Origin of the sequence: Bacillus sp. KICET-1 (genome assembly GCF_027721405.1) — a bacterium.
In the GTDB taxonomy this organism is placed as follows: Bacteria; Bacillota; Bacilli; order Bacillales; family Bacillaceae; genus Bacillus; species Bacillus velezensis.
On record NZ_CP113515.1, the window covers coordinates 322427 to 344202 of the forward strand.

Annotated in this window: 25 protein-coding genes; 12 read left to right on the forward strand and 13 right to left on the reverse strand. The window is 43.8% G+C overall.

Features of this window, described 5'->3' with window-relative positions:
- Positions 1-330 precede the first annotated feature (330 nt).
- Genes OVA33_RS01575 through OVA33_RS01595 form a run of 5 tightly spaced genes read left to right on the forward strand, consistent with a single transcriptional unit; the run spans position 331 to position 2649 of the window.
- Positions 331-576, forward strand: coding sequence for a hypothetical protein (locus OVA33_RS01575; RefSeq protein WP_007409324.1), 246 nt, complete (start codon positions 331-333; stop codon positions 574-576).
- A 17-nt stretch (positions 577-593) separates the two neighbouring features.
- Positions 594-962, forward strand: a complete 369-nt coding sequence (locus tag OVA33_RS01580; RefSeq protein ID WP_003156070.1) for a spore coat protein — start codon at positions 594-596, stop codon at positions 960-962.
- Between the two features lie 18 nt (positions 963-980).
- The gene (locus tag OVA33_RS01585) at positions 981-2117 is read left to right on the forward strand and encodes a zinc-dependent alcohol dehydrogenase (RefSeq protein WP_104843121.1); all 1137 of its coding nucleotides are present in this window, start codon (positions 981-983) and stop codon (positions 2115-2117) included.
- Positions 2118-2135: 18 nt separating this feature from the next.
- Positions 2136-2342, forward strand: coding sequence for a hypothetical protein (locus OVA33_RS01590; protein WP_014417027.1), 207 nt, complete (start codon positions 2136-2138; stop codon positions 2340-2342).
- Positions 2343-2349: 7 nt separating this feature from the next.
- Complete coding sequence (locus OVA33_RS01595) at positions 2350-2649, forward strand: spore coat protein (RefSeq protein WP_014417026.1); 300 nt, start codon at positions 2350-2352, stop codon at positions 2647-2649.
- A gap of 65 nt (positions 2650-2714) precedes the next feature.
- Here OVA33_RS01595 and pdxR (OVA33_RS01600) read toward each other — a convergent pair whose 3' ends face one another.
- Positions 2715-4103, reverse strand: a complete 1389-nt coding sequence (gene pdxR / locus OVA33_RS01600) for a MocR-like pyridoxine biosynthesis transcription factor PdxR (RefSeq protein ID WP_063636952.1) — start codon at positions 4101-4103, stop codon at positions 2715-2717.
- A gap of 126 nt (positions 4104-4229) precedes the next feature.
- Here pdxR (OVA33_RS01600) and OVA33_RS01605 point away from each other — a divergent pair, with 126 nt between their 5' ends.
- Complete coding sequence (locus OVA33_RS01605; RefSeq protein WP_063636953.1) at positions 4230-5114, forward strand: DMT family transporter; 885 nt, start codon at positions 4230-4232, stop codon at positions 5112-5114.
- A 76-nt stretch (positions 5115-5190) separates the two neighbouring features.
- Here OVA33_RS01605 and OVA33_RS01610 read toward each other — a convergent pair whose 3' ends face one another.
- Positions 5191-5769, reverse strand: a complete 579-nt coding sequence (locus tag OVA33_RS01610) for a TetR/AcrR family transcriptional regulator (protein WP_123117629.1) — start codon at positions 5767-5769, stop codon at positions 5191-5193.
- A gap of 258 nt (positions 5770-6027) precedes the next feature.
- On the opposite strand from OVA33_RS01610, the gene OVA33_RS01615 reads away from it, so the two are divergent.
- Both OVA33_RS01615 and OVA33_RS01620 read left to right on the forward strand, forming a co-directional pair.
- Entirely contained in the window at positions 6028-7218 is a 1191-nt protein-coding gene (locus OVA33_RS01615) for an MFS transporter (RefSeq protein WP_065180735.1), read from the forward strand.
- A gap of 195 nt (positions 7219-7413) precedes the next feature.
- Positions 7414-7776, forward strand: coding sequence for a hypothetical protein (locus OVA33_RS01620; protein ID WP_014417021.1), 363 nt, complete (start codon positions 7414-7416; stop codon positions 7774-7776).
- Positions 7777-7823: 47 nt separating this feature from the next.
- Here OVA33_RS01620 and OVA33_RS01625 read toward each other — a convergent pair whose 3' ends face one another.
- Positions 7824-8444, reverse strand: a complete 621-nt coding sequence (locus OVA33_RS01625) for an FMN-binding negative transcriptional regulator (RefSeq protein ID WP_021495040.1) — start codon at positions 8442-8444, stop codon at positions 7824-7826.
- 117 nt (positions 8445-8561) lie between these two features.
- On the opposite strand from OVA33_RS01625, the gene pdxR (OVA33_RS01630) reads away from it, so the two are divergent.
- Positions 8562-9944: a MocR-like pyridoxine biosynthesis transcription factor PdxR gene (gene pdxR, locus OVA33_RS01630; RefSeq protein WP_128974185.1), complete on the forward strand. Its 1383-nt coding sequence runs from the start codon at positions 8562-8564 to the stop codon at positions 9942-9944.
- A 30-nt stretch (positions 9945-9974) separates the two neighbouring features.
- On the opposite strand, the gene OVA33_RS01635 is transcribed toward pdxR (OVA33_RS01630), so the two are convergent.
- Both OVA33_RS01635 and OVA33_RS01640 read right to left on the reverse strand, forming a co-directional pair.
- On the reverse strand, positions 9975-11264 hold the full coding sequence (locus tag OVA33_RS01635) for a Na+/H+ antiporter NhaC family protein (protein WP_071181558.1): 1290 nt from the start codon (positions 11262-11264) through the stop codon (positions 9975-9977).
- 222 nt (positions 11265-11486) lie between these two features.
- A complete protein-coding gene (locus OVA33_RS01640; protein ID WP_017419190.1) occupies positions 11487-11891 on the reverse strand; it encodes a MerR family transcriptional regulator in 405 nt (134 codons plus the stop codon).
- A gap of 159 nt (positions 11892-12050) precedes the next feature.
- Here OVA33_RS01640 and OVA33_RS01645 point away from each other — a divergent pair, with 159 nt between their 5' ends.
- Complete coding sequence (locus OVA33_RS01645) at positions 12051-13100, forward strand: NAD(P)-dependent alcohol dehydrogenase (RefSeq protein WP_017419191.1); 1050 nt, start codon at positions 12051-12053, stop codon at positions 13098-13100.
- Between the two features lie 58 nt (positions 13101-13158).
- Here OVA33_RS01645 and OVA33_RS01650 read toward each other — a convergent pair whose 3' ends face one another.
- From OVA33_RS01650 to OVA33_RS01670, 5 genes are all read right to left on the reverse strand, one after another.
- Positions 13159-14121: an arsenic resistance protein gene (locus OVA33_RS01650; protein ID WP_017419192.1), complete on the reverse strand. Its 963-nt coding sequence runs from the start codon at positions 14119-14121 to the stop codon at positions 13159-13161.
- Positions 14122-14235: 114 nt separating this feature from the next.
- Positions 14236-14619 carry a hypothetical protein gene (locus tag OVA33_RS01655; RefSeq protein WP_015239247.1) on the reverse strand — a complete coding sequence of 128 codons (384 nt, stop codon included), beginning with the start codon at positions 14617-14619 and terminating at the stop codon, positions 14236-14238.
- Between the two features lie 108 nt (positions 14620-14727).
- Positions 14728-15777 carry a Cfr family 23S rRNA (adenine(2503)-C(8))-methyltransferase gene (locus OVA33_RS01660; RefSeq protein ID WP_061861893.1) on the reverse strand — a complete coding sequence of 350 codons (1050 nt, stop codon included), beginning with the start codon at positions 15775-15777 and terminating at the stop codon, positions 14728-14730.
- Between the two features lie 150 nt (positions 15778-15927).
- A complete protein-coding gene (locus OVA33_RS01665; RefSeq protein ID WP_007409550.1) occupies positions 15928-16131 on the reverse strand; it encodes a hypothetical protein in 204 nt (67 codons plus the stop codon).
- A gap of 143 nt (positions 16132-16274) precedes the next feature.
- Positions 16275-17069 (reverse strand): dihydrodipicolinate synthase family protein, encoded by a 795-nt coding sequence (locus OVA33_RS01670; protein WP_003156098.1) that lies wholly within the window; start codon positions 17067-17069, stop codon positions 16275-16277.
- Between the two features lie 244 nt (positions 17070-17313).
- Between OVA33_RS01670 and OVA33_RS01675 the strand changes: the two genes are divergently transcribed.
- The gene (locus tag OVA33_RS01675) at positions 17314-17841 is read left to right on the forward strand and encodes a DinB family protein (protein ID WP_241688005.1); all 528 of its coding nucleotides are present in this window, start codon (positions 17314-17316) and stop codon (positions 17839-17841) included.
- 259 nt (positions 17842-18100) lie between these two features.
- On the opposite strand, the gene OVA33_RS01680 is transcribed toward OVA33_RS01675, so the two are convergent.
- Positions 18101-18634, reverse strand: coding sequence for a cupin domain-containing protein (locus OVA33_RS01680; RefSeq protein WP_017419197.1), 534 nt, complete (start codon positions 18632-18634; stop codon positions 18101-18103).
- 271 nt (positions 18635-18905) lie between these two features.
- Here OVA33_RS01680 and OVA33_RS01685 point away from each other — a divergent pair, with 271 nt between their 5' ends.
- Entirely contained in the window at positions 18906-19541 is a 636-nt protein-coding gene (locus OVA33_RS01685) for a hypothetical protein (protein WP_104843115.1), read from the forward strand.
- 88 nt (positions 19542-19629) lie between these two features.
- Here the strand turns inward: OVA33_RS01685 and OVA33_RS01690 are convergent, their stop codons facing one another.
- Positions 19630-20667 carry a flavin-containing monooxygenase gene (locus tag OVA33_RS01690; protein WP_128974184.1) on the reverse strand — a complete coding sequence of 346 codons (1038 nt, stop codon included), beginning with the start codon at positions 20665-20667 and terminating at the stop codon, positions 19630-19632.
- A gap of 62 nt (positions 20668-20729) precedes the next feature.
- A complete protein-coding gene (locus OVA33_RS01695; protein ID WP_063636962.1) occupies positions 20730-21674 on the reverse strand; it encodes a cation diffusion facilitator family transporter in 945 nt (314 codons plus the stop codon).
- Between the last annotated feature and the right edge of the window lie 102 nt (positions 21675-21776).

Sequence of the window (21776 nt, forward strand, 5' to 3'; positions counted from 1 at the left end):
TCCCCTTCTGTCCCTGCGTGACGGGTGAAAGAAAAAACAGCCTGCGGGATTGTTCGCAAGCTGTTTTTGTTCATATCTTTTTTATGACCTTCCCCGGGTTTCAGCGGTCTCGTCTCCCGCGCGGCAAAACCGCCCGCGCATCAGAAAAACGTTCATGACACCAACAGCCATTCCATGTGAACAAGAGGAAGCGATTGTGCTTCCTCTTTTTTTTGATGCACCGTCAGGCTTTTTCTCCGCTTTTTCTTACAAACAAAATTTGTAAGACTAGAGCTCTTTTCTCAGGGGAAATTAATTACGTATTTTTAGAAAGGGAGGTTTCAGACGATTATGGAAAAGCGTGAATTAGCGGCTCACGAGTCGCTGGACTTACATGAAATCATTAACTTCAAGACGCTTTGTGTAGCGAAATCCAAGCTCATGCAAGGGCTTGTGTTTGATCAGGATCTGAAAACGTTAATGGAAAAAGACGTTCAGCAAGCCTCTCAAGACCTGGCTGATCTGCAGGCGGTTTATGAACGGGCAACGTTTCAGGCTCCCGTTCCTCAAAACCGGCCGACTTCGATCATCAATTGAAAGGAAGGTAAGCATCATTGAATCATGACCATTTAGATCCGATCAATTCATTACATGTCCCTGAACTCGCGGATATGACATTCGCAATGGATTTTCTCATACGCGCCAAAGAAGGCGTCAGAAATACCGCCGTCGCTTTAACAGAAACCGCTTCACCTGATGTAAGAGCTTTGCTGCGCAAACAGCTCATGCAGGGAATCGCGATGCATCAGGAGATAACAGACTTGATGGTCAGCAAAAAGTGGTTTCACCCGCATGATTTGAGCGAACAGTATAAATTGGATCAGCTCTCTGCAAAAAATACCCTCATGGTCGGAAATATGAACCTGTTTCCCGTTGAAACGAACAGAAAAGGGATGTTTGACCGCACACCTGATGAACACTAACACTGGAGGTATTACAGCATGAAGGCCGTAACGTATCAAGGAGTGAAAAACGTCGTTGTCAAAGACGTGCCTGATCCGAAGATTGAAAAACACGATGACATGATTATAAAAGTCACAAGTACGGCAATTTGCGGATCAGATTTACATTTAATCCACGGACTCATCCCGAATTTGCATGAAGACTACATCATCGGCCATGAACCGATGGGCATCGTGGAAGAAACCGGTCCCGGCGTGACGAAAGTCAAAAAAGGCGACCGCGTCATTATTCCTTTTAATATCGCCTGCGGAGAATGCGTTTATTGTAAGAATCACCTGGAAAGCCAGTGTGATCAATCAAATGAGAACGGCGATATAGGCGCTTATTTCGGCTATTCAGGAAATGCCGGCGGCTATCCGGGAGGCCAGGCCGAATATTTGCGCGTTCCATTTGCGAACTTTACCCACTTTAAAGTTCCCGAAACATGCGAAGAACCGGATGAGAAACTGAGTGTTATTTCCGATGCGATGACAACCGGCTTTTGGAGCGTCGACAATGCCGGCGTAAAAGAAGGCGATACAGTTATCGTTCTCGGCTGCGGGCCCGTGGGCCTTTTCGCTCAAAAATTCTGCTGGTTAAAGGGAGCGAAACGCGTAATAGCCGTAGACTATGTCAACTACCGTCTCCAGCATGCGAAACGGACGAATAAAGTAGAAATCGTGAACTTCGAAGACCACGAAAATACAGGCAGCTACCTGAAGGAAATCACCAAAGGCGGCGCCGACGTTGTCATTGACGCCGTCGGCATGGACGGAAAAATGACGGATCTCGAGTTCCTCGCCAGCGGATTAAAACTTCAGGGCGGGGCGATGAGCGCATTGGTCATCGCGTCCCAAGCGGTGCGAAAAGGGGGAACGATCCAGATTACGGGTGTGTACGGCGGCAGATACAACGGGTTTCCCCTTGGCGATATCATGCAGCGGAACGTCAATATCCGATCAGGACAAGCTCCGGTCATCCACTATATGCCGTATATGTTTGAATTGGTGTCAACCGGCAAAATTGATCCGGGCGATGTTGTAAGCCATGTCATTCCGCTCAGTGAAGCGAAGCACGGCTATGAGATGTTTGACACGAAAACAGATGATTGTATTAAAGTTGTACTCAAACCTTAAAGAACGGAGGCTACAGAAATGGCCAGCGCCTTACATGAATTACTCGAAATTCAGGAGATGGCTTCTTTTAAGTCACTTTGTCTGACGAAATCCAAAACCATGAAAGCGCTCGTATCCGATCCGCAGCTGAAAGAAATCATGCAGCAGGATGTGGATACATCAACAAGGCAATTGCAGGAATTTGCCTCGATTTTATCTGATGCACAGCATGAAATGAGGAGATGAATCACGAATGAATCCGATTATTGAATACTTGACGGGAATGAATGCACTGACAGACCAAATTGTCGCAATGGATTTATTGAATTCGGCAAAAAGCGGTGTCAGAAACTATGCGATGGCGGCGACGGAAGCCGGAACGCCTGAAGTGAAAGCGATCCTCACCCGGCACTTAGAAGAAGCCCTTGACATGCACGAGCAAATCTCACGCTATATGATGGAAAAAGGCTGGTATCACCCGTGGAACACAAATGAACAAGTCCGGCTCAATTTGCAAAATATTGATACTGCGCTCCGCCTGCCCGTCCTATAAATTGTTTTGCTGCTGAGACAGCACCCCTGACTCAAGCTTCAGTATTTCAAACTGTGAGCTGCCTTTTACAGCGCCCAGGCGGCTCTCAGTTTTTTTATGCCTTCTTGTATATTGGTTTCAGAAACCCCCGCGAAACCGAGAGAAACTGTTTTTTCAGGGAGCTGTTTTTGATAGGTGAGAGACACGGGATAGATTTTGACTCCTTGTTCCTCCGCCTTTTCAATCAGCTCTTTTTCACTGAAAGGCAGCTGAACGTCAAGTAAAATCCGCAGCCCGGAATTTTCTCCGCGAATCCTGACGTATTGTCCCAGCTCGCGCCGCACGGCCTCTAATAATACCGCTCTTTTTTTCCGGTACAGCTTTCTCATTCTGTTAATATGTTTCTGCCACTCTCCGCTTTTGATAAATTGAGCCAGCGTCAGCTGACTGTGGCAGGAGACGGTCTGCTTATATAAAGAAGCGATTTCCCTGCCTTTTTCGATAAGCGGCAAAGGAAGAATCATATAGCTGATGCGAAGCGAAGGAAGCAGAGATTGGGAAAACGTTCCCATATAAATAACACGGTGATGCTGATCAAGCCCTTGCAATGATGGGATCGGCTGGCCGGTGTATCGGAATTCACCGTCATAATCATCTTCTATAATGAACGATTGATGTTCCTTCGCCCATTTCAGCAGCTGAATCCTTCTGTTTACCGGCATAATCGTTCCTAACGTAAATTGATGAGAAGGCGTGACATATACAAGACGCGGCCGCTCTTCATTCAGCTTCCGGATACAGACTCCTTCATCATCGACGGGTATCGGAATGATCTTCATGTGATTGGCTTTAAAAATCTCCCTCGCTCTCGGAAAACCCGGATCTTCATATCCGATGGATAGATTTGCTTCAAATATTTTGCACAGCATTTGCAAAAGAGCAGGGTTCCCGGCGCCGACTATCACTTGTTCAGGACGGCAATTCACGCCGCGCGACTGATATAAGTATTCTGAAATGAGCGTTCTCAGTTCAAGCTCGCCCAAATCATCCCCGGGCCGATACAGCTCGTGCCCATATTGATCTAAGCTTGCAACCATGCTTTTGCGCCATGCCGAAAAAGGAAAATGAGCGGCATCCACAGTGCCGTAGTGAAAATCAATCCATTGGCGGTCTTCCTTCGCCTTTGTTTGAACAGGCGAAGCACCCGGCTTTTTCACATAGACGGCGTCCGAGTCATAATCGGCAAACCATCCGCTTCTCGGCTTACTGACAATATAGCCTTCGGCGGCAAGCTGTTCATAGGCACGCTCCACAGTCGTCTGACTGATGGAAAGCTGACTTGACAAAAGCCTTTTTGAAGGAAGCTTCAGTCCTTTAGGAATACGGCCCTGATGCATATTTTCCTTAAAATGCCGATAAAGCTGCTGATAAAGCGGAATATCCAGATCTCTATTTAAAAATGGCGTGATATCCATTTTTACTCCCTCCAAACTGGCATTCTTCTTTTTATAAAAACTGGCCATTTGTATATGGCCAATTTCAGTTTATAGTCATTATAAACTTTGAAAATGGGTTTAGAAATATATATTGGAGTGATTGGAATGAATAAGGCCGCAAACGGCTGGATTAACGGATTTATCGGCGTGCTCATTTTCAGCGGCTCGCTTCCCGCGACCCGCTTGGCTGTAGCGGACTTTGACCCGGTATTTCTCACCGTATGCCGCGCCGCGATAGCCGGTATATTGGCAGGCGCTCTGCTCCTCATTTTTCAGGAGAAACGCCCTGCCAAAAGCGACATCATTTCACTACTAACAGTAGCGCTCGGCGTCGTGATCGGTTTCCCGCTGCTTACAGCATTAGCGCTTCAGCATGTCACATCCGCTCATGCCATTGTCTACATCGGGCTTCTCCCGCTTGCGACGGCGATCTTCGGCGTACTGCGAGGAGGCGAACGGCCCAGACCGGTCTTTTGGATTTTCTCGGCTGCCGGCAGCATCCTCGTAGCCGGATATGCTCTGCTGCAAGGAGGGGAATCCTCTCCGCTCGGTGATACGTACATGATCGCTTCGATTATCGTGTGCGGTCTCGGTTATGCTGAAGGCGCCCGCCTCTCCCGGCGGCTTGGCAACTGGCAGGTGATCTCTTGGGCTCTCGTTTTATCGCTTCCCCTTATGTTCATCCTGTCTTTCTGCTTCATGCCGGACTCATGGTCAAACATCGGCGCGCCCGCACTGCTCAGTCTTGCATATGTCTCAATATTCAGCATGCTGATCGGCTTCGTATTCTGGTATCGCGGACTCGCCCAGGGAGGCATCGCCGCGGTCGGACAGCTGCAGCTTCTGCAGCCTTTCTTCGGGCTGTTACTGGCCGCCATGATTCTCCATGAAAAAGCAGGATGGGAACTTGCGGCGGTAAACGTCGGCGTTATCGCTTGCGTGGCGGCCGCCCGGCAGTTCGCAAATCAATCAGAAAAGGCCGAACAATGAACTTGTTCGGCCTTTCATTATGTTCCGCCCATAGGCAGCAGAAGTCTGCATCTCTTTCACATGATCCGAGTATTTTTCAGGCAGGCTGAACTCCCTTAAACGCATTCATCACAAGATCATGCACATAGGAATCATTCACCTCATCACCTGTGATCAACAGGCGATAGAAAATCGGTCCGTAAATGAGATCGATGCTTACTTCAATATCAAGATTCTCTCTTAATTCACCTTTCTGAATTCCCTTTTCCAGAAGGCCTTTCGCTTGGAGGCGGCGGGGCTGGAAAAATCGCGTGCGATATTCTTCCGCCAATTTTGCATCCAGCTGCCCCGCACCGATTAATTCCTTAATAACGGTTCCTTCCCGGCTTGTCAAAAACCTTGCTAAATTCGTGGCGTGGGTCAATATATCTTGCACTGTTGATCCTGTATCGGGCACAGGCAGTCTGTCCGTAGCGGTCGAAAGAAAGCTGTCCATGATAACGGCAGCCTTGTTTGACCACCATTTATAAATCGTTGCCTTACTCACTTTGGCACGCTCAGCAATTTTATCGACTGTCACCGCGTCAAATCCATTTTCCAACAATAGGTCATAGGCTGCAGAAAGAATCGCCTTATGTGTTCCTTCATCGCGCGGCCGTCCTCGTTTACTCTGCACATGAATCATTCCTTCCCGAATTATAAACGATACGTTCAGTATACTTAACCTGTATAAAAAAAGAAAACAGAAACCCATTTACAAAACTGAACGTTTAGTATATTATTTTCTTATAACAAAACTAAACGTTCAGTTTACAAAATAACTTGAGGGAAGTCTTGATGAAATGCAGACTCCAAAAGCCTCTGCGTAAAGGAGATGAATCAGCAAATCATTTATCAAGCATCATAAAAACCACTTAAAAAGGAGTTCATTCATATGGCTAAAGAAAACAAACAGACAGCAGATCAGGGAATTTCACCTGGTTTAACCCTTCTTCTCGCAATGGCATGCGGTATCATTGTCGCTAATCTTTATTATGCACAGCCCTTGGCAGGATTCATTAGTGCGGCAATCGGACTTTCTCCAAGCAGCGCCGGACTGATTGTCACGCTGACCCAAATCGGATACGTTGCCGGCTTACTGTTTCTCGTCCCTTTGGGAGACATTATCGAAAACAAAAAACTTGTCGTTGTATCGCTCCTTCTAAGCGCAGCCGCTTTGACACTGACAGCATTTGTGAAGCATGGAACACTGTTTTTAGCCGCTGCGTTTTTCATCGGACTGGGATCAATCGCGGCCCAAGTGCTAGTTCCGTTCGCATCATACCTTGCACCAGATGCCGCACGCGGCCGGGTTGTCGGCAATGTGATGAGCGGCCTGCTGCTCGGTATTATGCTTTCCCGTCCGATATCCAGCCTGGTCGCTGATATATGGGGGTGGAATGCCATATTTGCTTTATCCGCCGCGTTAAGTGTTGTCCTGGCAATCATCTTATCAAAAGTGCTTCCTGCCAGAAAACCAACAGCAAACACAAGCTACACCGTCTTACTCGGTTCAATGTGGAAGCTGCTGCGCACGACTCCGGTCTTACGCCGCCGTGCCATTTATCATGCGTTTGTATTTGGAGCTTTCAGCTTATTCTGGACGACTGTACCTTTATTATTGTCCGGTCCTGCTTTTCATTTTTCTCAAAAGGCAATCGCGCTGTATGCATTAGCGGGCATTGCGGGTGCAGCGGCTGCACCGATAGGCGGCCGTCTGGCTGATCGCGGCTTGACCCGGCTTGCCACCGGAATCGCTCTCGGTGTTGTCATCGTTTCTTTATTACTCCCGCTCATGATTCAGAGCAGCTCCCCCGTCGGAATAGCAGTTCTGGTGGCCGCTGCTATCCTGTTGGATATGGGGGTATCTGCCAATCTCGTACTCAGTCAGCGTGCCATTTTTTCGTTGGCACCTGAATTTCGCAGCCGATTAAACGGATTATTTATGGCAATCTTCTTTCTCGGCGGTGCTGCAGGATCATCAATCGGAGGATGGGCATACGCCTCAGGCGGGTGGAGTATCACATTATGGATTGGAATCGCTTTTCCGGTCATAGCATTGCTTTATTTCACCACGGAGAAATAAGCCTTTCACCAAAAATAAGCCGTCAGGACCAAGCTGACAGCTTTTTTTGGTGTATTCTTCTTTTACATCCAGCCGAACAAAAAACGGATTCATAAAAAGATGATATTGATTCTTTACGCCCCGCTCACATAGAAGAAACAGTAAAACCATGTCATAATATGTTAAGAAATAATTGCGCCATAGGCAGGTGAACACATGAAGAAGTATTTATATAAACACCTTTTGTTAGCTCTCGTTTCGTCCGTTTGCTTTTTATTGGTCTTTTATGTGGGTTTAAAAATGACACAGGAAGACACACCGCCGTTGTCTTCTTACCCGTTTTACCTTTTTATTTATCTTTACATCGCAGCCGGATATTTGACGGTCGGCCTTGTTTTAGCTTGTATGACTGATATCTTGAAAAACCGCTGGACATTGAATAAAACGTCTTCCATTCTATTGAAACTTATCGTTTACTTCCTCATACCGTATGCTATTTTTCATTCTTTCTTCATTTTAATGGCGCCGTTGATTTATGTGCTGTTTGAGTCGTTATTCATTCTGAGAAAAGCTTCGTAACCTGAAAAAACATACCGCATGCTGCCGGTATGTTTTTAGTATGCTTGTCAGTTGTTCGCAGTGATCCGTTTGATGTTTTCTTCCATCAAGCCGGAAATGAGCTGTTCGTTTGTATGAGGAATCTGTTTGAGCTGTTGTACGACCAGCCCTTGTCTTGCGGCTGAATGATTTTGACTCAGCTTTGCTTTCCCCTCTATTTTGCTGATTTTGATTTTAAAACCTTTTACCCCTTTGTTCATGCCTGCCAGCAATTTCGCATCGACATCCTCTAATTTGTACGGGCTGTCGGGGCTTTCGTATTTCAATACGAGATCACTCATCGACTGCACGGTTTCTTCCTCATCCAAAAGCTCCGCCTCTCCGTAAACATGAACCGCCACATAATTCCATGTGGGAACAGCCTGATTCGTCTCATACCATTTAGGCGAGATATAACAATGAGGCCCTTGAAAAACGGCTAACACGTTTTGGCCATCAATCTCTTTCCATTGGGGGTTCGGCAATGCAAAATGACCGTATAAGCATTCGTTATTCTTACTCATCATCAATGGCAGGTGGGTTGCATACGGCATGCCTTCCGCCGTTGAAAACAATGCTGCGAAACCATACTCTTTGATTACATCGCACGCTTCAGCTTCACTCAGCTGAAATGGAGCGGGAATATACATAAAAACTCTCCTCTCTGAACATGGATTGATAAAGCGCTTTCCGCTATAATAAGATATCAACTGACATTTAAAAAGGTACAATTTTAAATAAATATACGTGTCAGAGGAGAACATCTGATGAAAAATATGATTTTCGCTTTCGAAAGCGACACCCCGAAATACAAACAAATTTACGAGCAATTTAAAACATTGATTGAGCAGGGAAATATTCAGGCAGATGAGCGGCTGCCTTCAATTCGGGAGCTGGCAGATTCCCTGCGGGTAAGCCGCAATACAACGCTGATGGCCTATGATCTGCTTTTAGCGGAGGGATACATTCGCGGAGAAACACGCAAAGGATATTTTGCTAATGAAATAGAACCCTCTTTATTTCAACAAGAACATGATGTTGTTTACGCTGAGAAAACCGAATCAACTCAGCCGATCCTGATTGATTTTCGCGCCGGAGCCGTCGATCAAAAGCATTTTCCTCTGAAAACATGGAGAAAATTATACAATCAAGTTTTGACATCAGAGAAAAGCTTCCTTTACGGTGAACCGTTCGGCGAGAGAGACCTGCGTGAACAAATTGCCGCTTATCTCTTGGAATCCCGCGGAGTGAAAACAGATGCGGATTCCATTATCATCGGCAGCAGCACCCAGCAGATGCTGATATATCTCAGCCGGATTCTGAAAGAGGATTTTTCGGGAATGATCGTTGAAGACCCGGGATTTGACGGTGCCAGAGCGGCTTTTCAATTTCATGGGCTTTCTCTGGAGACGATGCCTGTCTATGAAAACGGAGCTGATTTTTCTCAATTACATGCAATGAAAGAAAAATTAATCTATGTGACCCCTTCCCATCACAGCCCTTACGGCGTAAGCATGTCCATTCAGCAGCGCCAAACTCTGATCAATTGGGTGAATCATAGAGAGGGTTATATTCTTGAGGATGATTATGACAGTGAATTCCGTTATACACAGCAGCCGTTTCCCGCTCTTGCTTCCATTCAATCAGACCGGGTGATTTATTTAGGGAATTTCTCAAAATCCTTTCTTCCTGGCATCCGCATAAGCTATATGGTTTTGCCGCAACGCCTTTTGCACCGGTATAAAAGACGGTTTATTCATTTCGAAAGCACCGCTTCTTCGCTTAACCAGCTGACCATGGCTGAATTGATGAAGGCCGGTGAATGGACCCGCCATATTAAGCGCATGCGCATTGTTTACAAGCGAAAAATGCAGCACTTGATTTCACATGTAAAGCAGCAGTTCGGCGATCATGTGACGATCATCGGCGAGCAGTCGGGATTGTATATATTGGTGAGAGTTCACCTGAACTATACAGAAGAAACATTAATCGAACGCGCTTTTCAGTACGGAGTGAAGGTGTACCCTACCGCCATTTATTTCGTTGCCCAAAAACCCGAACCGCCGACTATAAAGCTGGGTTTCGCCCATCTCGATACGGATCAGATCACACAGGGCGTACAGCTTTTGAGAAATGCTTGGCTGTCATGAAAGAAAAAAGGCGCCGAACGGCGCCTTTTTTTATTTCGTATTTCTTGTGAATTTCGGCAGTCCAAATATGATGGCGGCGATGCCGCAGATTCCGATTAAAACGGGATAGAAAGAGTATGGCAGGATGCTGACTGGTGAAATATTCCCGAATTTCCCGGCTGATAACAGCTGTGCGCCGTAAGGAATCAATCCTTGAATCATGCACGAAAAGATATCCAGAATACTTGCCGATTTTCTGTTGTCGATGTTGAATTTATCAGCGATATTCTTTGCAATCGGCCCGGCTGCGATAATCGAGATCGTATTATTGGCCGCAGCCAGATTCGTCACGCTGACCAGTCCGGCAATGCCGGCTTCGGCGCCTTTTTTCGAACGGATTCGTTTCGTGATGAACTCCAGTAAAAAGTCGATCCCGCCGTTTTGTTTCATCATGCCGACCATCCCTCCGATCAGCATGGACAGGATGATCAGATCGCTCATTCCGGCAATTCCATCCGTAATCGCCTTAAAATAAGAGTCAAGCGTCAGGCTGCCGCCCGCTAATCCGATGATTCCCGTCAAAACCAATCCGCCGAATATGACAGCCATCACATTAATACCGATTAACGCAAAAACCAACACGGCGACATAAGGAAGCACCTTAATCCAGTTGTAAGATTCAGCACCCGTATGGCCGGCGTGGCCTGCCGGAATAAAAAATAAGATAATAACAGTCACAATGGCAGCAGGCAAAACAATCAGAAAGTTCGTTTTGAATTTATCCATCATTTGTGTTTTTTGCGTCCGGACTGACGCGATGGTCGTATCGGAAATAAAAGAAAGATTATCTCCGAACATAGCTCCGCCGACCACAGCCGCCATTGCAATCGCGCCGGAGATGCCAAGCTCTCCGCTCAAACCCGCGCTGATCGGCGCAACCGCCGCAATCGTGCCCATTGATGTTCCCATCGATATAGAAATAAAACAAGCAATGATAAACAGCCCCGGCAGCAAAAACTGCTGCGGAATAATGCTCAAAGCAAGATTGACAGTTGAATGCACCGCTCCCATCGCCTCAGCCGCTGAAGCAAAGGCACCTGCCAATATAAAAATCATAACCATAATGATAATATCAGGATGTCCCGCACCGGAAGCGAACCATTCTATTTTTTGATTGAGCGATTTCTTCCGGTTAAATAACAGCGCAAAAGCTGACGCAATAATCGCGGCAATCAAGATCGGCAATTTATAAAAATCTCCGGTCACCAGACCAGAGCCGACAAAAAGCCCTACGAATAAGACTAAAGGCAATAACGCCCAAGGATTCTTATGATTGTTCATCTGGGTAAACCACCTCTTTTCAGCATTAAAGTCGCTAATCACAGTCTAAGCAACATTTCACACTTTAAAAGTCTGCAGTAAAAAAGTCAAGCTGAAAAAAGGATAAGCAATGATTGATAAGATAGAAAAAGCTGTTTTGTTTCCTCTCTTTAGAAAATAAAAAAACCAAGGCTCGTTTCCTTGGTACATTTCATGCGGCCCGGCGTCCGGGACACCTTCTCTTCATTCAGAAATACATTCAGCTTTCAATCTGTTTTTAAGTTTCGCTTCATTTTCAAGGATATCTTCGTAATCCTCAATCTTCCTGTTTAATCGTTTTATGGTTTCATCAATTTCCCTCTGTTTCTCCGTCAGCCTTTTCCTTTCATTTATCAGGATGTTTTTTCGGGGTTCGATCGTATGATCGGCTCCTTCAATAAATAAAGCGGTATATTCAATCAGCGCCTCAATCGACAGCCCGGCACTTCTCATGCATTTTATAAATTGAATCCAATTCACATCATCTTCGTCATAATCGCGGATGCCGCTTTCATTGCGTTTTACCGGAGGAATCAGTCCTATACTTTCATAATACCTAAGCGTTGCGGCTGATAACTCAACCTGCTTTGCAGCCTGCGCAATCTTCATATTCTTACCACCCGTCCTTCATACCTTTCATAAGCGTGCCATTATAGAATATCATTTCATAAAAAAATAAACCAAACTCCTTGACTTAAAGTCCGCTTTAACATTTAAAGTAAAACCGAACAGAGGATTCATCACTTTATCTTGGAAAGGAAGATAACCATGTGTAATAATCATCCGACTCGTGTATTAAGCGCTCCGCATGCAAAAGCTAAATTTGAGCAGACGACGATTGAGAGAAGAGCATTACGGCCGCACGATATCCTGATTGATATTAAGTACAGCGGGATTTGTCACTCAGACATCCACAGCGCATTCGATGAATGGGGCGGCGGAATCTTTCCGATGGTTCCCGGGCACGAAATTGCCGGAGTTGTGGAAGCCGTGGGTGAAGACGTCACCACATTTGCCGTCGGCGACCGTGTGGGTGTCGGCTGTTTTGTAGACTCCTGCGGGGAATGTGAATACTGCCTTAACGGAGACGAACAATATTGCACAAAAGGCGTTGTTCAGACTTATAATAACCTGGACTACGACGGAAACCCTACATACGGCGGCTACAGCCAGAAAATAGTTGTCACTGACAGATTCGTTGTCCGGATTCCCGATCAGCTGGATTTGGATGCTGCCAGCCCGCTATTGTGCGCGGGCATTACCACGTATTCTCCGCTGAAACACTGGAATGCCGGCCCCGGCAAAAAAGTGGCGATTGTCGGAATGGGCGGGCTCGGACATTTAGCCGTTCAATTCGCGCACGCTTTAGGCGCAGAGGTCACCGTCCTCAGCCGCTCAATGAACAAAAAAGACGAAGCGCTTGAATTTGGAGCCGATCATTACTTTGCAACAAGCGATCCGGATACATTTACTGAGCTGGCCGGACGTTTTGATCTTATTTTAAATACAGTATCCGCGAACCTTGACGTAGATGCCTACTTATCTCTGCTTCGCATTGACGGTACATTGGTAAATGTGGGGGCGCCCGCTAAGCCGGATTCATACAGTGTGTTCTCTTTAATCACGGGCCGCCGCAGCATTGCGGGTTCACTCGTCGGTGGTATTCCGCAGACTCAGGAGATGCTTGATTTCGCCGCCGAGCACGGCATTGCTCCTAAAATTGAAGTGATACCGGCCAATCAAGTCGACGAAGCGTACGAACGGGTTCTCCAAAGCGATGTCCGCTACCGTTTCGTCATTGATATTTCAACTTTATAATCGATATAAAAAACATACCAATATTTGTTGGTATGTTTTTTTCTGTTCAGATTATTTTTTATTTCAGCAGCCATCCGGGCACCGCTTTTATATAAACCAATTCGCCTATCAGCTCAACAATCGTCTGTGTGACGATAACAGCGGCGGCCAATGAGGCCCAAGCATCCGGCAAAGCCAGCGCTAACGGAAGGACTGCGAGTGAATTTCTTGTGCCCGTGCTGAAGATCAATGCTCTTCCTTCACCTGTATCCAGACAGAACGCATTTGCGATAAACCGGGAAACAAACGGCATAATGAGCAGGAATAACAGATAGATTGGGATCACACGTATAATGATGTCAGCATCACTGATGACCTTGCCGATTTGTGTGGCGACGACCGCCAGTAAGACCAGAGCCATAAAAGGAACAGGCAGCCACGCCGTCCATTCCAGCACCTTTTCTCCCGCCGGCTTCTTATCAGCCCATAATTGAGTCATCACCGCCGCCAGCAGCGGCACCGCTATTAACAATAAGAATGCTTCCAGAAACGGTCCCGCATGAACAGCCCCTATCACTTCTTTCCCGATAAACAGCCGCAGGTATAACGGAAGCAATACCATCTGAACGGCGAACAAAACCGGCGTGGAAGCCAGTGTTAATCTCTCATTTCCTTTGCCGAGCTGAGTAAAGACGATGACGTAATCAATACAAGGTGTAAGCAATACCAAACAAACCCCTAATAATATAGGAGGAGATTGAGGAAAAATGGCGGTTAACACCCATACAACGACAGGTACAGCTAAGAAATTACCGATCAGTAAAGCCGCCATAAACTTGAGGTTTGACAAGGCTTCCCTCAGCTTCAAGAATGGGATTTGGGCAAACATGGCATACATGAGAACAGCGATAAACGGTGATATCGTCCATCCCCAGCGAAGTCCTGAATCTTTCCCGGCGATCCCCGCTATTCCTCCGATCACAAGAGTCACACCATATATCCAAATTTGCTGTTTTTCTAATGTCTCTCTGGTTATTTTCATTGGCTGACACCTCTTCCCCGCCCATTATACCTTCTTTTCTGCCGGAATTAAAAAACACCAAGGGTCTGTGACACTTGGTGTTTTCAGGACGCGTGTTATTGTTGTCAAAACCGCTTACGAAAGCTTATTTGTGTTCTCTGTCCTGCCAACGAATAAGGTGACCGCAACACTGGCTGAACTGACCAAAGTTCCCAGGACGGCAGCAAGAATTGTCAAAAAGCCATTGGGGATCAGAAATCCAATCGGAATGAGCCCCGCAAACGTGAGGACGATAAAACATTGATAGACTCCGGATATGATTCTCACAACCAAGCTGCCAAAAAAGGACATGACGAATGGCGGAATGAACAAACATAAGATGATTCCGAGCGAGATCAATAAAATCATAGGCTCGTCAAAAGAAATGACACGATCGCCGGGAGACTCTTCAGCAGCCGCGAATACAGCAAATATAGACATTATCAGCGTAAGAAAAACAAGAAAAAACCTTTTCAGCAACGTTATGACTCCTTTTTTATAAAAACGGGTATCTTTTTTTCAATCACGATAACCATTTTATGTTATCAAATGAAATAATATGAAGTCAAACCGAGTTCTGCACCTGATTTATCGGTTCTTATTTTTTTGATAATTTCCATATAATTGTCCGCAAGCAGCATCTATATCAATGCCAAATTGACTTCTGACGGTCACGTTAATTCCTGCTGACTTTAATTTTTTATAGAAGTTTACAACTTGTTTCTCATTTACTTCTTCAAATCTCATAGGTGAACTAACAGTCGGGTTATATCTAATGATGTTTACATGGAACAAGTTCCCTCTCTTATATCTGCTTCTTAAAAGACGTACTACTTCATTCGCATGATCAATAGAATCATTAACTCCCGGCAGCATAATATAAGCAATATAAACTTTTCTTGAGGTCACACGTATATGCTCATCTAATGTGTCCATTACCTCCAATAACGGGAAGCGTTCATTAATCGGCATTAACTTGCTTCGCTGTTCATTAAAAGGAGAATGTAATGAAAACGTCAGGTTGACCTGCGGATAATCCTGAGTGATTTTTTTAATGCCCGGAATAATACCTATGGTCGAAATAGATAACCGACGAGGGCTTAAAGCAAACAACTCGGGATTTGTAAGCACATGTAAAGCATCAAACACTTGTATATTCGCTAATGCTTCTCCCATTCCCATAAAAGAAATACTATCAATTGAATGTCCTTTTAAGTGAAAGTACAAAATTTGGTCAGTCATTTCATCTGATGTTAAGCTGCGTTTTAAACCAATATCTCCTGTTGCACAAAATGTACAGCCAAAATGACAGCCGCACTGCGAGGATATACAAAATGACTCCCAGCCAGCTTTATATTTCATATTGACCGTTTCTATTTTTTCGTCTCCTGAAATTTCAAATAAGACTTTTGTTACTTGCTCAGAATGCTGCACTTTTAAAGCAGCAATATTTAAAATTGACTCTCCAAACTCATTCATTAACAATTTTCTCAAGGATTTAGGAAGAACCGTTATTTCATTAAAATGATTTATTCTCCCTTTGAACACAGCATTTTTGATTTGATTCATTCTAAAATCAGGAAATTTATTTTGCTTCAGGAACTCTTGAATTCTTATATACTTGTTTTTTTGTTGCATGTTTTCTCATCCTTCCATAAAACTCTGGTTTGTTTGAGTAAATAGAAGGGAGTGATCATCTAACCTTTTTTTAAAATCAGGCACAAAAAAACACCGACACAATTATCGGTGTTACGCTTAAATAACATCATGCACAAATAAACAAGGACATTATGTCATTGGATTATCGTTTATTTGACATAGAGAAAAAGCACCGATAACTGTTTTTGTATGATGATTTGGCTTAAAAAAGGACAGACTGCTCCCTTTATCCGCCAAGATGTTTCCAATTTTTGCATTTTTACCATACAAAATTCCATAAATCGTTATCATCGCTTTCACCTCTTTCTTGTCAATATTAGCAATAATCACCATATCATAAGGGTTCCCTTATGTAAAGTTAAACAAATGCTTACGCCCCCGCTAATAACAGTATTATAAAACTTGCTTATTAAGCCTAATCCAAGTACAGAAAGCGCGCTGATCACATGTTTCACTTATCCGCGACGGAACATTTCTTATATAATGGGTGACCGGCAGCTGCCTGCTTGAATCCCAATCTTCTTATAGTGATTTTTTATATTCATGACAGTATGATGATTTGTCACTTCAGCAATCAGATCGTTTATTCGATCCAGATTAATCGGTTTATTTTCTGATAAGCTGCTGAAGCTTTCTCTGATTTCTTCAGGATAGACATTTCCGGCCATGCTTGACAGGCCGTTACACCCGTTACTCAGCATCTTCGGAAATTCAACGTCTCCTGCCGCAAACAAAATAAAGTGATCAGGGAACTCTGTTTGTTTATGACGCAGAACGTCTCCTCCTTCTTTCAGCCCCCTTATCCCCGGATGCCGGCTTATTAAGTCTTTAAGCGCTTTCTCACTCAGATTAAAACCGGTCCGGCCGGGGTTATTATAAAGCACAGCCTCTTTAGAGGTATGACTGAGAAGTTCGTCAACGTAATAAACGGCTTGCTGCTGTGTCGGTCTTATATAAGGAGGAAAACCAATCAGTACAGAATCAATATTGGTTTTCTCGATGTGTTTCATCAGTTTGACGGCATCACTGGTTCTTACGGCTGAAACACCGAACATCAGTTCAACATCTTCAAATTTTCGCTGATTAACATACTCAATGATCTGAAGACGCTCATCTATGCTGAGTGAATGCTGTTCACCAGTCGTGCCGCATATGAGTAACGAATGGATACCGCTGTTTTTCAAATGTTCGACAATAGCATCAAATCCTTCTAAATATAAACTTTCATCTTCATGAAAAGGCGTAGGGATAGCAACATTAAAATTTCGCATGAGAATGTCCTCCAAGTACATATTCTTGAATATCTGCAGAGTATCATATAACACTGTCTGACATTTAAAAAGGTACAGTTTCAGAAAACTCGACATGTCAGATGTAAAGCCGACACACAAAAAAAGCAGGCAAAGAGAGCCTGCTTCATAGCTTCGTCTTACAGCGGCCCATTCCCCGGATGGCTTGACAAATATGAGTAATAAGGCAAACTGATATAAAAATTGTGCTAATGAGGCGGGGTTAATGATTTTAGATTTAAAAGGTGAAACGCACATGGATCATCTTGTGGGAATGCTGTATTCTGCCGTTAATGAAAATGACAGCCGCTTAATATCCATTGTGTCAGACATGTCACAGCAGGAGATTGATTATAAAGGACCAAATCAAACATACAATAGTACAGCTCAGCTAATAAGACACTTAGCATATGTTGATCTCAACTGGATATTCAGAATAAAGGGTGAACCAATACCAAAGCAGCTTGAAGAGAAGTATGGACCAATGTTAGATCAGAACAATAAGATCCCTTTCATTTCCGGTGTTTCATTAAAACAAATTCTCACTGATTATGAAGAAGTATTCAGCATGTTTAAGTCTGTTTGTTATCAGTTAACTGACGAGCAGCTGAATCATACAGTAGATTATGAATCAGAAAAACAAGCAACCATTCAATGGGGAATATGGCATATGGCAGACCATAATAGATATCATCAAGCTCATATTCATCAGCTTCGCAAATGGTATGAAGAGAAACAGAAACTTGGCAGTTAAAGCCGCTTATTAGGATGAGCAAGGATAAATTCATTACAAATGTCTATTTTCACTGACTGCCAATCAATTAAAATGGTCAGACAAAAAACCACATTTGCTGTTGAAAAGTTGTGGAATAAAGCATCGCATCAACTGCACTATGACAAGCTGAAACGTTAATATTTTGTGTTTCAGCCATTCAATCGCTTTATTTCATCATGCTGTCCCAATACCATTTTTTTTATAGTCTTTGCAGCGCAAAGTCCTCTGGAATCCTATACTAATCTTCCGCAGCCGCTGCATCTGCCTTTGTCACATGAACTGTACCAAACGGATGGTTGGGAGGAGCATAAATTGAATATAGTTTTAACGGCGTATTACCCGTATTAATAACATTGTGCCAAGTGCCGGCAGGGACAACAATGGCATAATCATCATAGACATTTCTTCGGAAACTTAAATTATCTTTACTCTTGCCCATTTTAACTATCCCTCGGCCTTGCTCAATCCGTAAGAATTGATCTACGTGAGGATGGATCTCCAAACCGATATCTTCTCCAATACCAAGACTCATCAAAGTAATTTGAAAATGCTTTCCTGTCCATAGGGCCGTACGGAACGTATTGTTTTGTTTTGCGGCTTTATTAATATTCACAACAAATGGTTTTGGTCCATAATCTTTCAAGAGAAGGTTTCTATCTTCGTATGAAGGATCATAGTTATTTGGAACAGTCCAATAAACAGATCTTCCATCATTATACATCGGTACATTCACACAATAATAACATTGATGCGAAAAAGGTATATAATACATTTTTCATCCCCGCAATTTTAAATTTTTGTGATATTATCCTATGCTTTTTGTATGAGAGTGTGCCGCACTAAGAAATTCCCTTGTTCAGCCTAAAAGACTGAAGTAAGTAGAAACGTTTTGGCCACAAAATCCGTTTGCATAAAAAATACCAACTGAATATGCGCGGACTAAAATAGTTGCACTGATGGATTCATTTAGGCACATGCCCTTATCAAAAACAATCTGGGTGCATATCCTGCTCCTAAAAGTCATTCATAAAGGGAGTTTAGATATGTATTATGATTATTATCCGTATTATGTATATGATTACAGACAGCATCCTGATTTAAGTCAGGCAAATCATAAAATGCGAAGCCATTTATCTGCGATTCAACAAATTCCAATACACTCGTCCTCCTTTCAACAATCAATGGCTGCGGTAGTGAAACACTTGCAGGCTGTCAGCAGAGCACTCGCTCTGGGATGCGGTATGAGTTCAGAATTCAGATTTCTTCCAGACACTTGGGGATTACGAGAACTTCATATTGTACACGCGAAATATCTTACTCCGTTGAGCTATCACGTTTATTCCGCTTTAGGCGCAGCAGAGCTTCTCGCCTCCGGACAAGGCCGGGCTCCTCATTTTCCTCTTATGGTTGGCTGCATGAATTCAATACTTCGTCTATGGTCAAACTTCCCCGCCGCGATAGCAGACCTGCGAAGAGCAGCCGGTCACCAATACGCGTCATCTGTAGACGAGGCGGAAAATCTCCTAAGACTAATGGTTCCAGCCACACAACAGGCATTATCCATCAGTCAATCTGCAGTGAGTCCGGCTATTTGGCAGGCTTCCTTACGTGCCGCGCAGTTAGCTCGGGAAGTACGTCAGAATGTTGCACAATCAATGAGTCAGGGATCTTCTTATTAATGATTTTTTCGGCTTTACACAGTCACATAACCGGACTTATTCAACACAAAAAAGAGCAGGAAACCCGTAAGTTACTGCTCTCCTCAGTCTATCCGCCGTTCATTTGTTTTACAATGTATTCAGCATCATTTCCTACACCTTGAAGCAGCGCTGAACCTGGCCTATGCTGCCAAGGCAAACCAATAAAGTACAATCCCTCCGCAGCTGAAACACCCCGGTGATGTATAATTCGGCCTTCCTTATCCAAAACACCTTCTATTTTCATCCAACAAAGCGGATTCTTAAAGCCAGTTGCCCAAATGATATTGTTTACTTCTAATGAAGATGAATCTTTAAAAATGATTTCATTTTGCTTTCCGGCTATGACTCTTTGTTTTAAGATGATCTTCTTCTGTCTTATTGCATGTTTTAATTCATACCCAAATATGGGGTCGCCTTTCTTTTGAATGAACTTGCCTACTATTGATGTATGACTTGCATGTAAAACTCCTAATTTATCAAACCACCAAAAGATGCTTCTTTTTCCAATCCATAAAGGGAAATAAGCCGGTTTATTACTGCAAGCCAAATATGTAACTCTTTCTTTGGATAATTCAACAGCTATCTGAGCTCCGCTATTCCCGCCGCCGACTACCAGTACATTCCCGGGCGCCAGTTGTTTTGAATGTTTATATTGTGAAGAATGTAATTGATGAATATGATCGGCTACATCCCTTGATATTGATGGAATGTTAGGGGTATGAAAAGGACCTGCGGCCATCACAAGATTTTTCGTTTGATATTCTTCCCGGTTTGTTTTTATTAAGAAATCGTTGTTTAATTTTTGGACACTTATTACTTCTGTCCGTAATTGGATCGGGATATCAAATCTTTCTACATATTTTTTCAGATAAGCAGCAATTTCATTTTTTGAAGGGAGTCCATGCTTGTCTCCTTCAAGAGGCATTCCAGGCAAAGAGCTGTACATTCGAGAAGTAAATAAAACCAATGAGTCATACCGCTTGTTCCAGCTTTCTCCCACTTCATGACTTTTATCCAAAATGATAAACTTTTGTTTCGACTTCTTTAGATAATATCCTACTGAGATTCCTGCCTGACCGGCTCCGATTACTATCGTGTCGTACATATGAATCCCCCCTCCGGTTTTATCCTAATTGTCAGCAGACAAGTGAGTCCCTATTTCCTCCTTTAATGATGATGATGATGGTCACGCGGATTCTCAGTTTGGGCCTGACAAAGAATCGTATTGTCGTGATTATGCGCTGCTGTTTCCATTTGAATGGTTACATGTGTAATGCCTTTGTCTACAAGTTCATGTTCAATTTTGCGTAAAATACTTTCGCTTTCAGAAATGGTCAGTTGATCGTTAACAACAGCGTGGCAGGAAAGAGCATTCAATCCGCTTGTGATAGACCATATGTGCAAATCATGAATGCTTTGAATTCCTTCTGTCTCTTCAATTGTATGAATGATGTCAGTGACATCGATATTTTCCGGAGTTCCTTCCATTAATACGTGAATGGAGTCTTTCGTCACATGGTAACCGCTTCTCAGAACAAGAATAGCCACAATGACACTGGCCGCTGGATCTGCCCAGCTCCACCCGAAGAAGATGATAAGAATCGCAGCCAGTATGGCACCTACAGATCCGAGCATGTCACTTATCACATGTAAGTAAGCCCCTCTTATGTTCAGGTTATTCTTTGTATCTCCGCCGTTCAGCATAATCCAAGCGACCAATATATTCACAGCTAACCCGATGATACTAATCGTCAGCATGCCGGTTGTTGCTACCTCCGGCGGATGAGAGAAACGTTTGATTGCTTCATAAATGATATAAAGGGAAATCACTATTAATGCAACACCGTTTATCACAGCTGCGAGAATCTCAAATCGTTTGTAGCCGAATGTCTTATGATGACTTGCCTTTTTTTCGGCCAATTTAAAAGCAATCAGAGCAACCATTAATGAGATCGAGTCACTCAGCATATGGCCTGCATCTGACAAAAGCGCTAAACTATTGGTTAAAAATCCGCCTATCGCTTCTATTATCATATAACCTGTAATCACGATAAAAGAGATCAATAAAACCTTCTTATTGGACCCGCCAGCGTGATTGTGATTGTGACCCATAAAAATCTCCTCCTTATCTCATACACTGCATTTATTATTTCTTTTCTGTTATGAAGCATTCTAACATGGACACAAAAATAACCGTATATGATTATGTGCTCA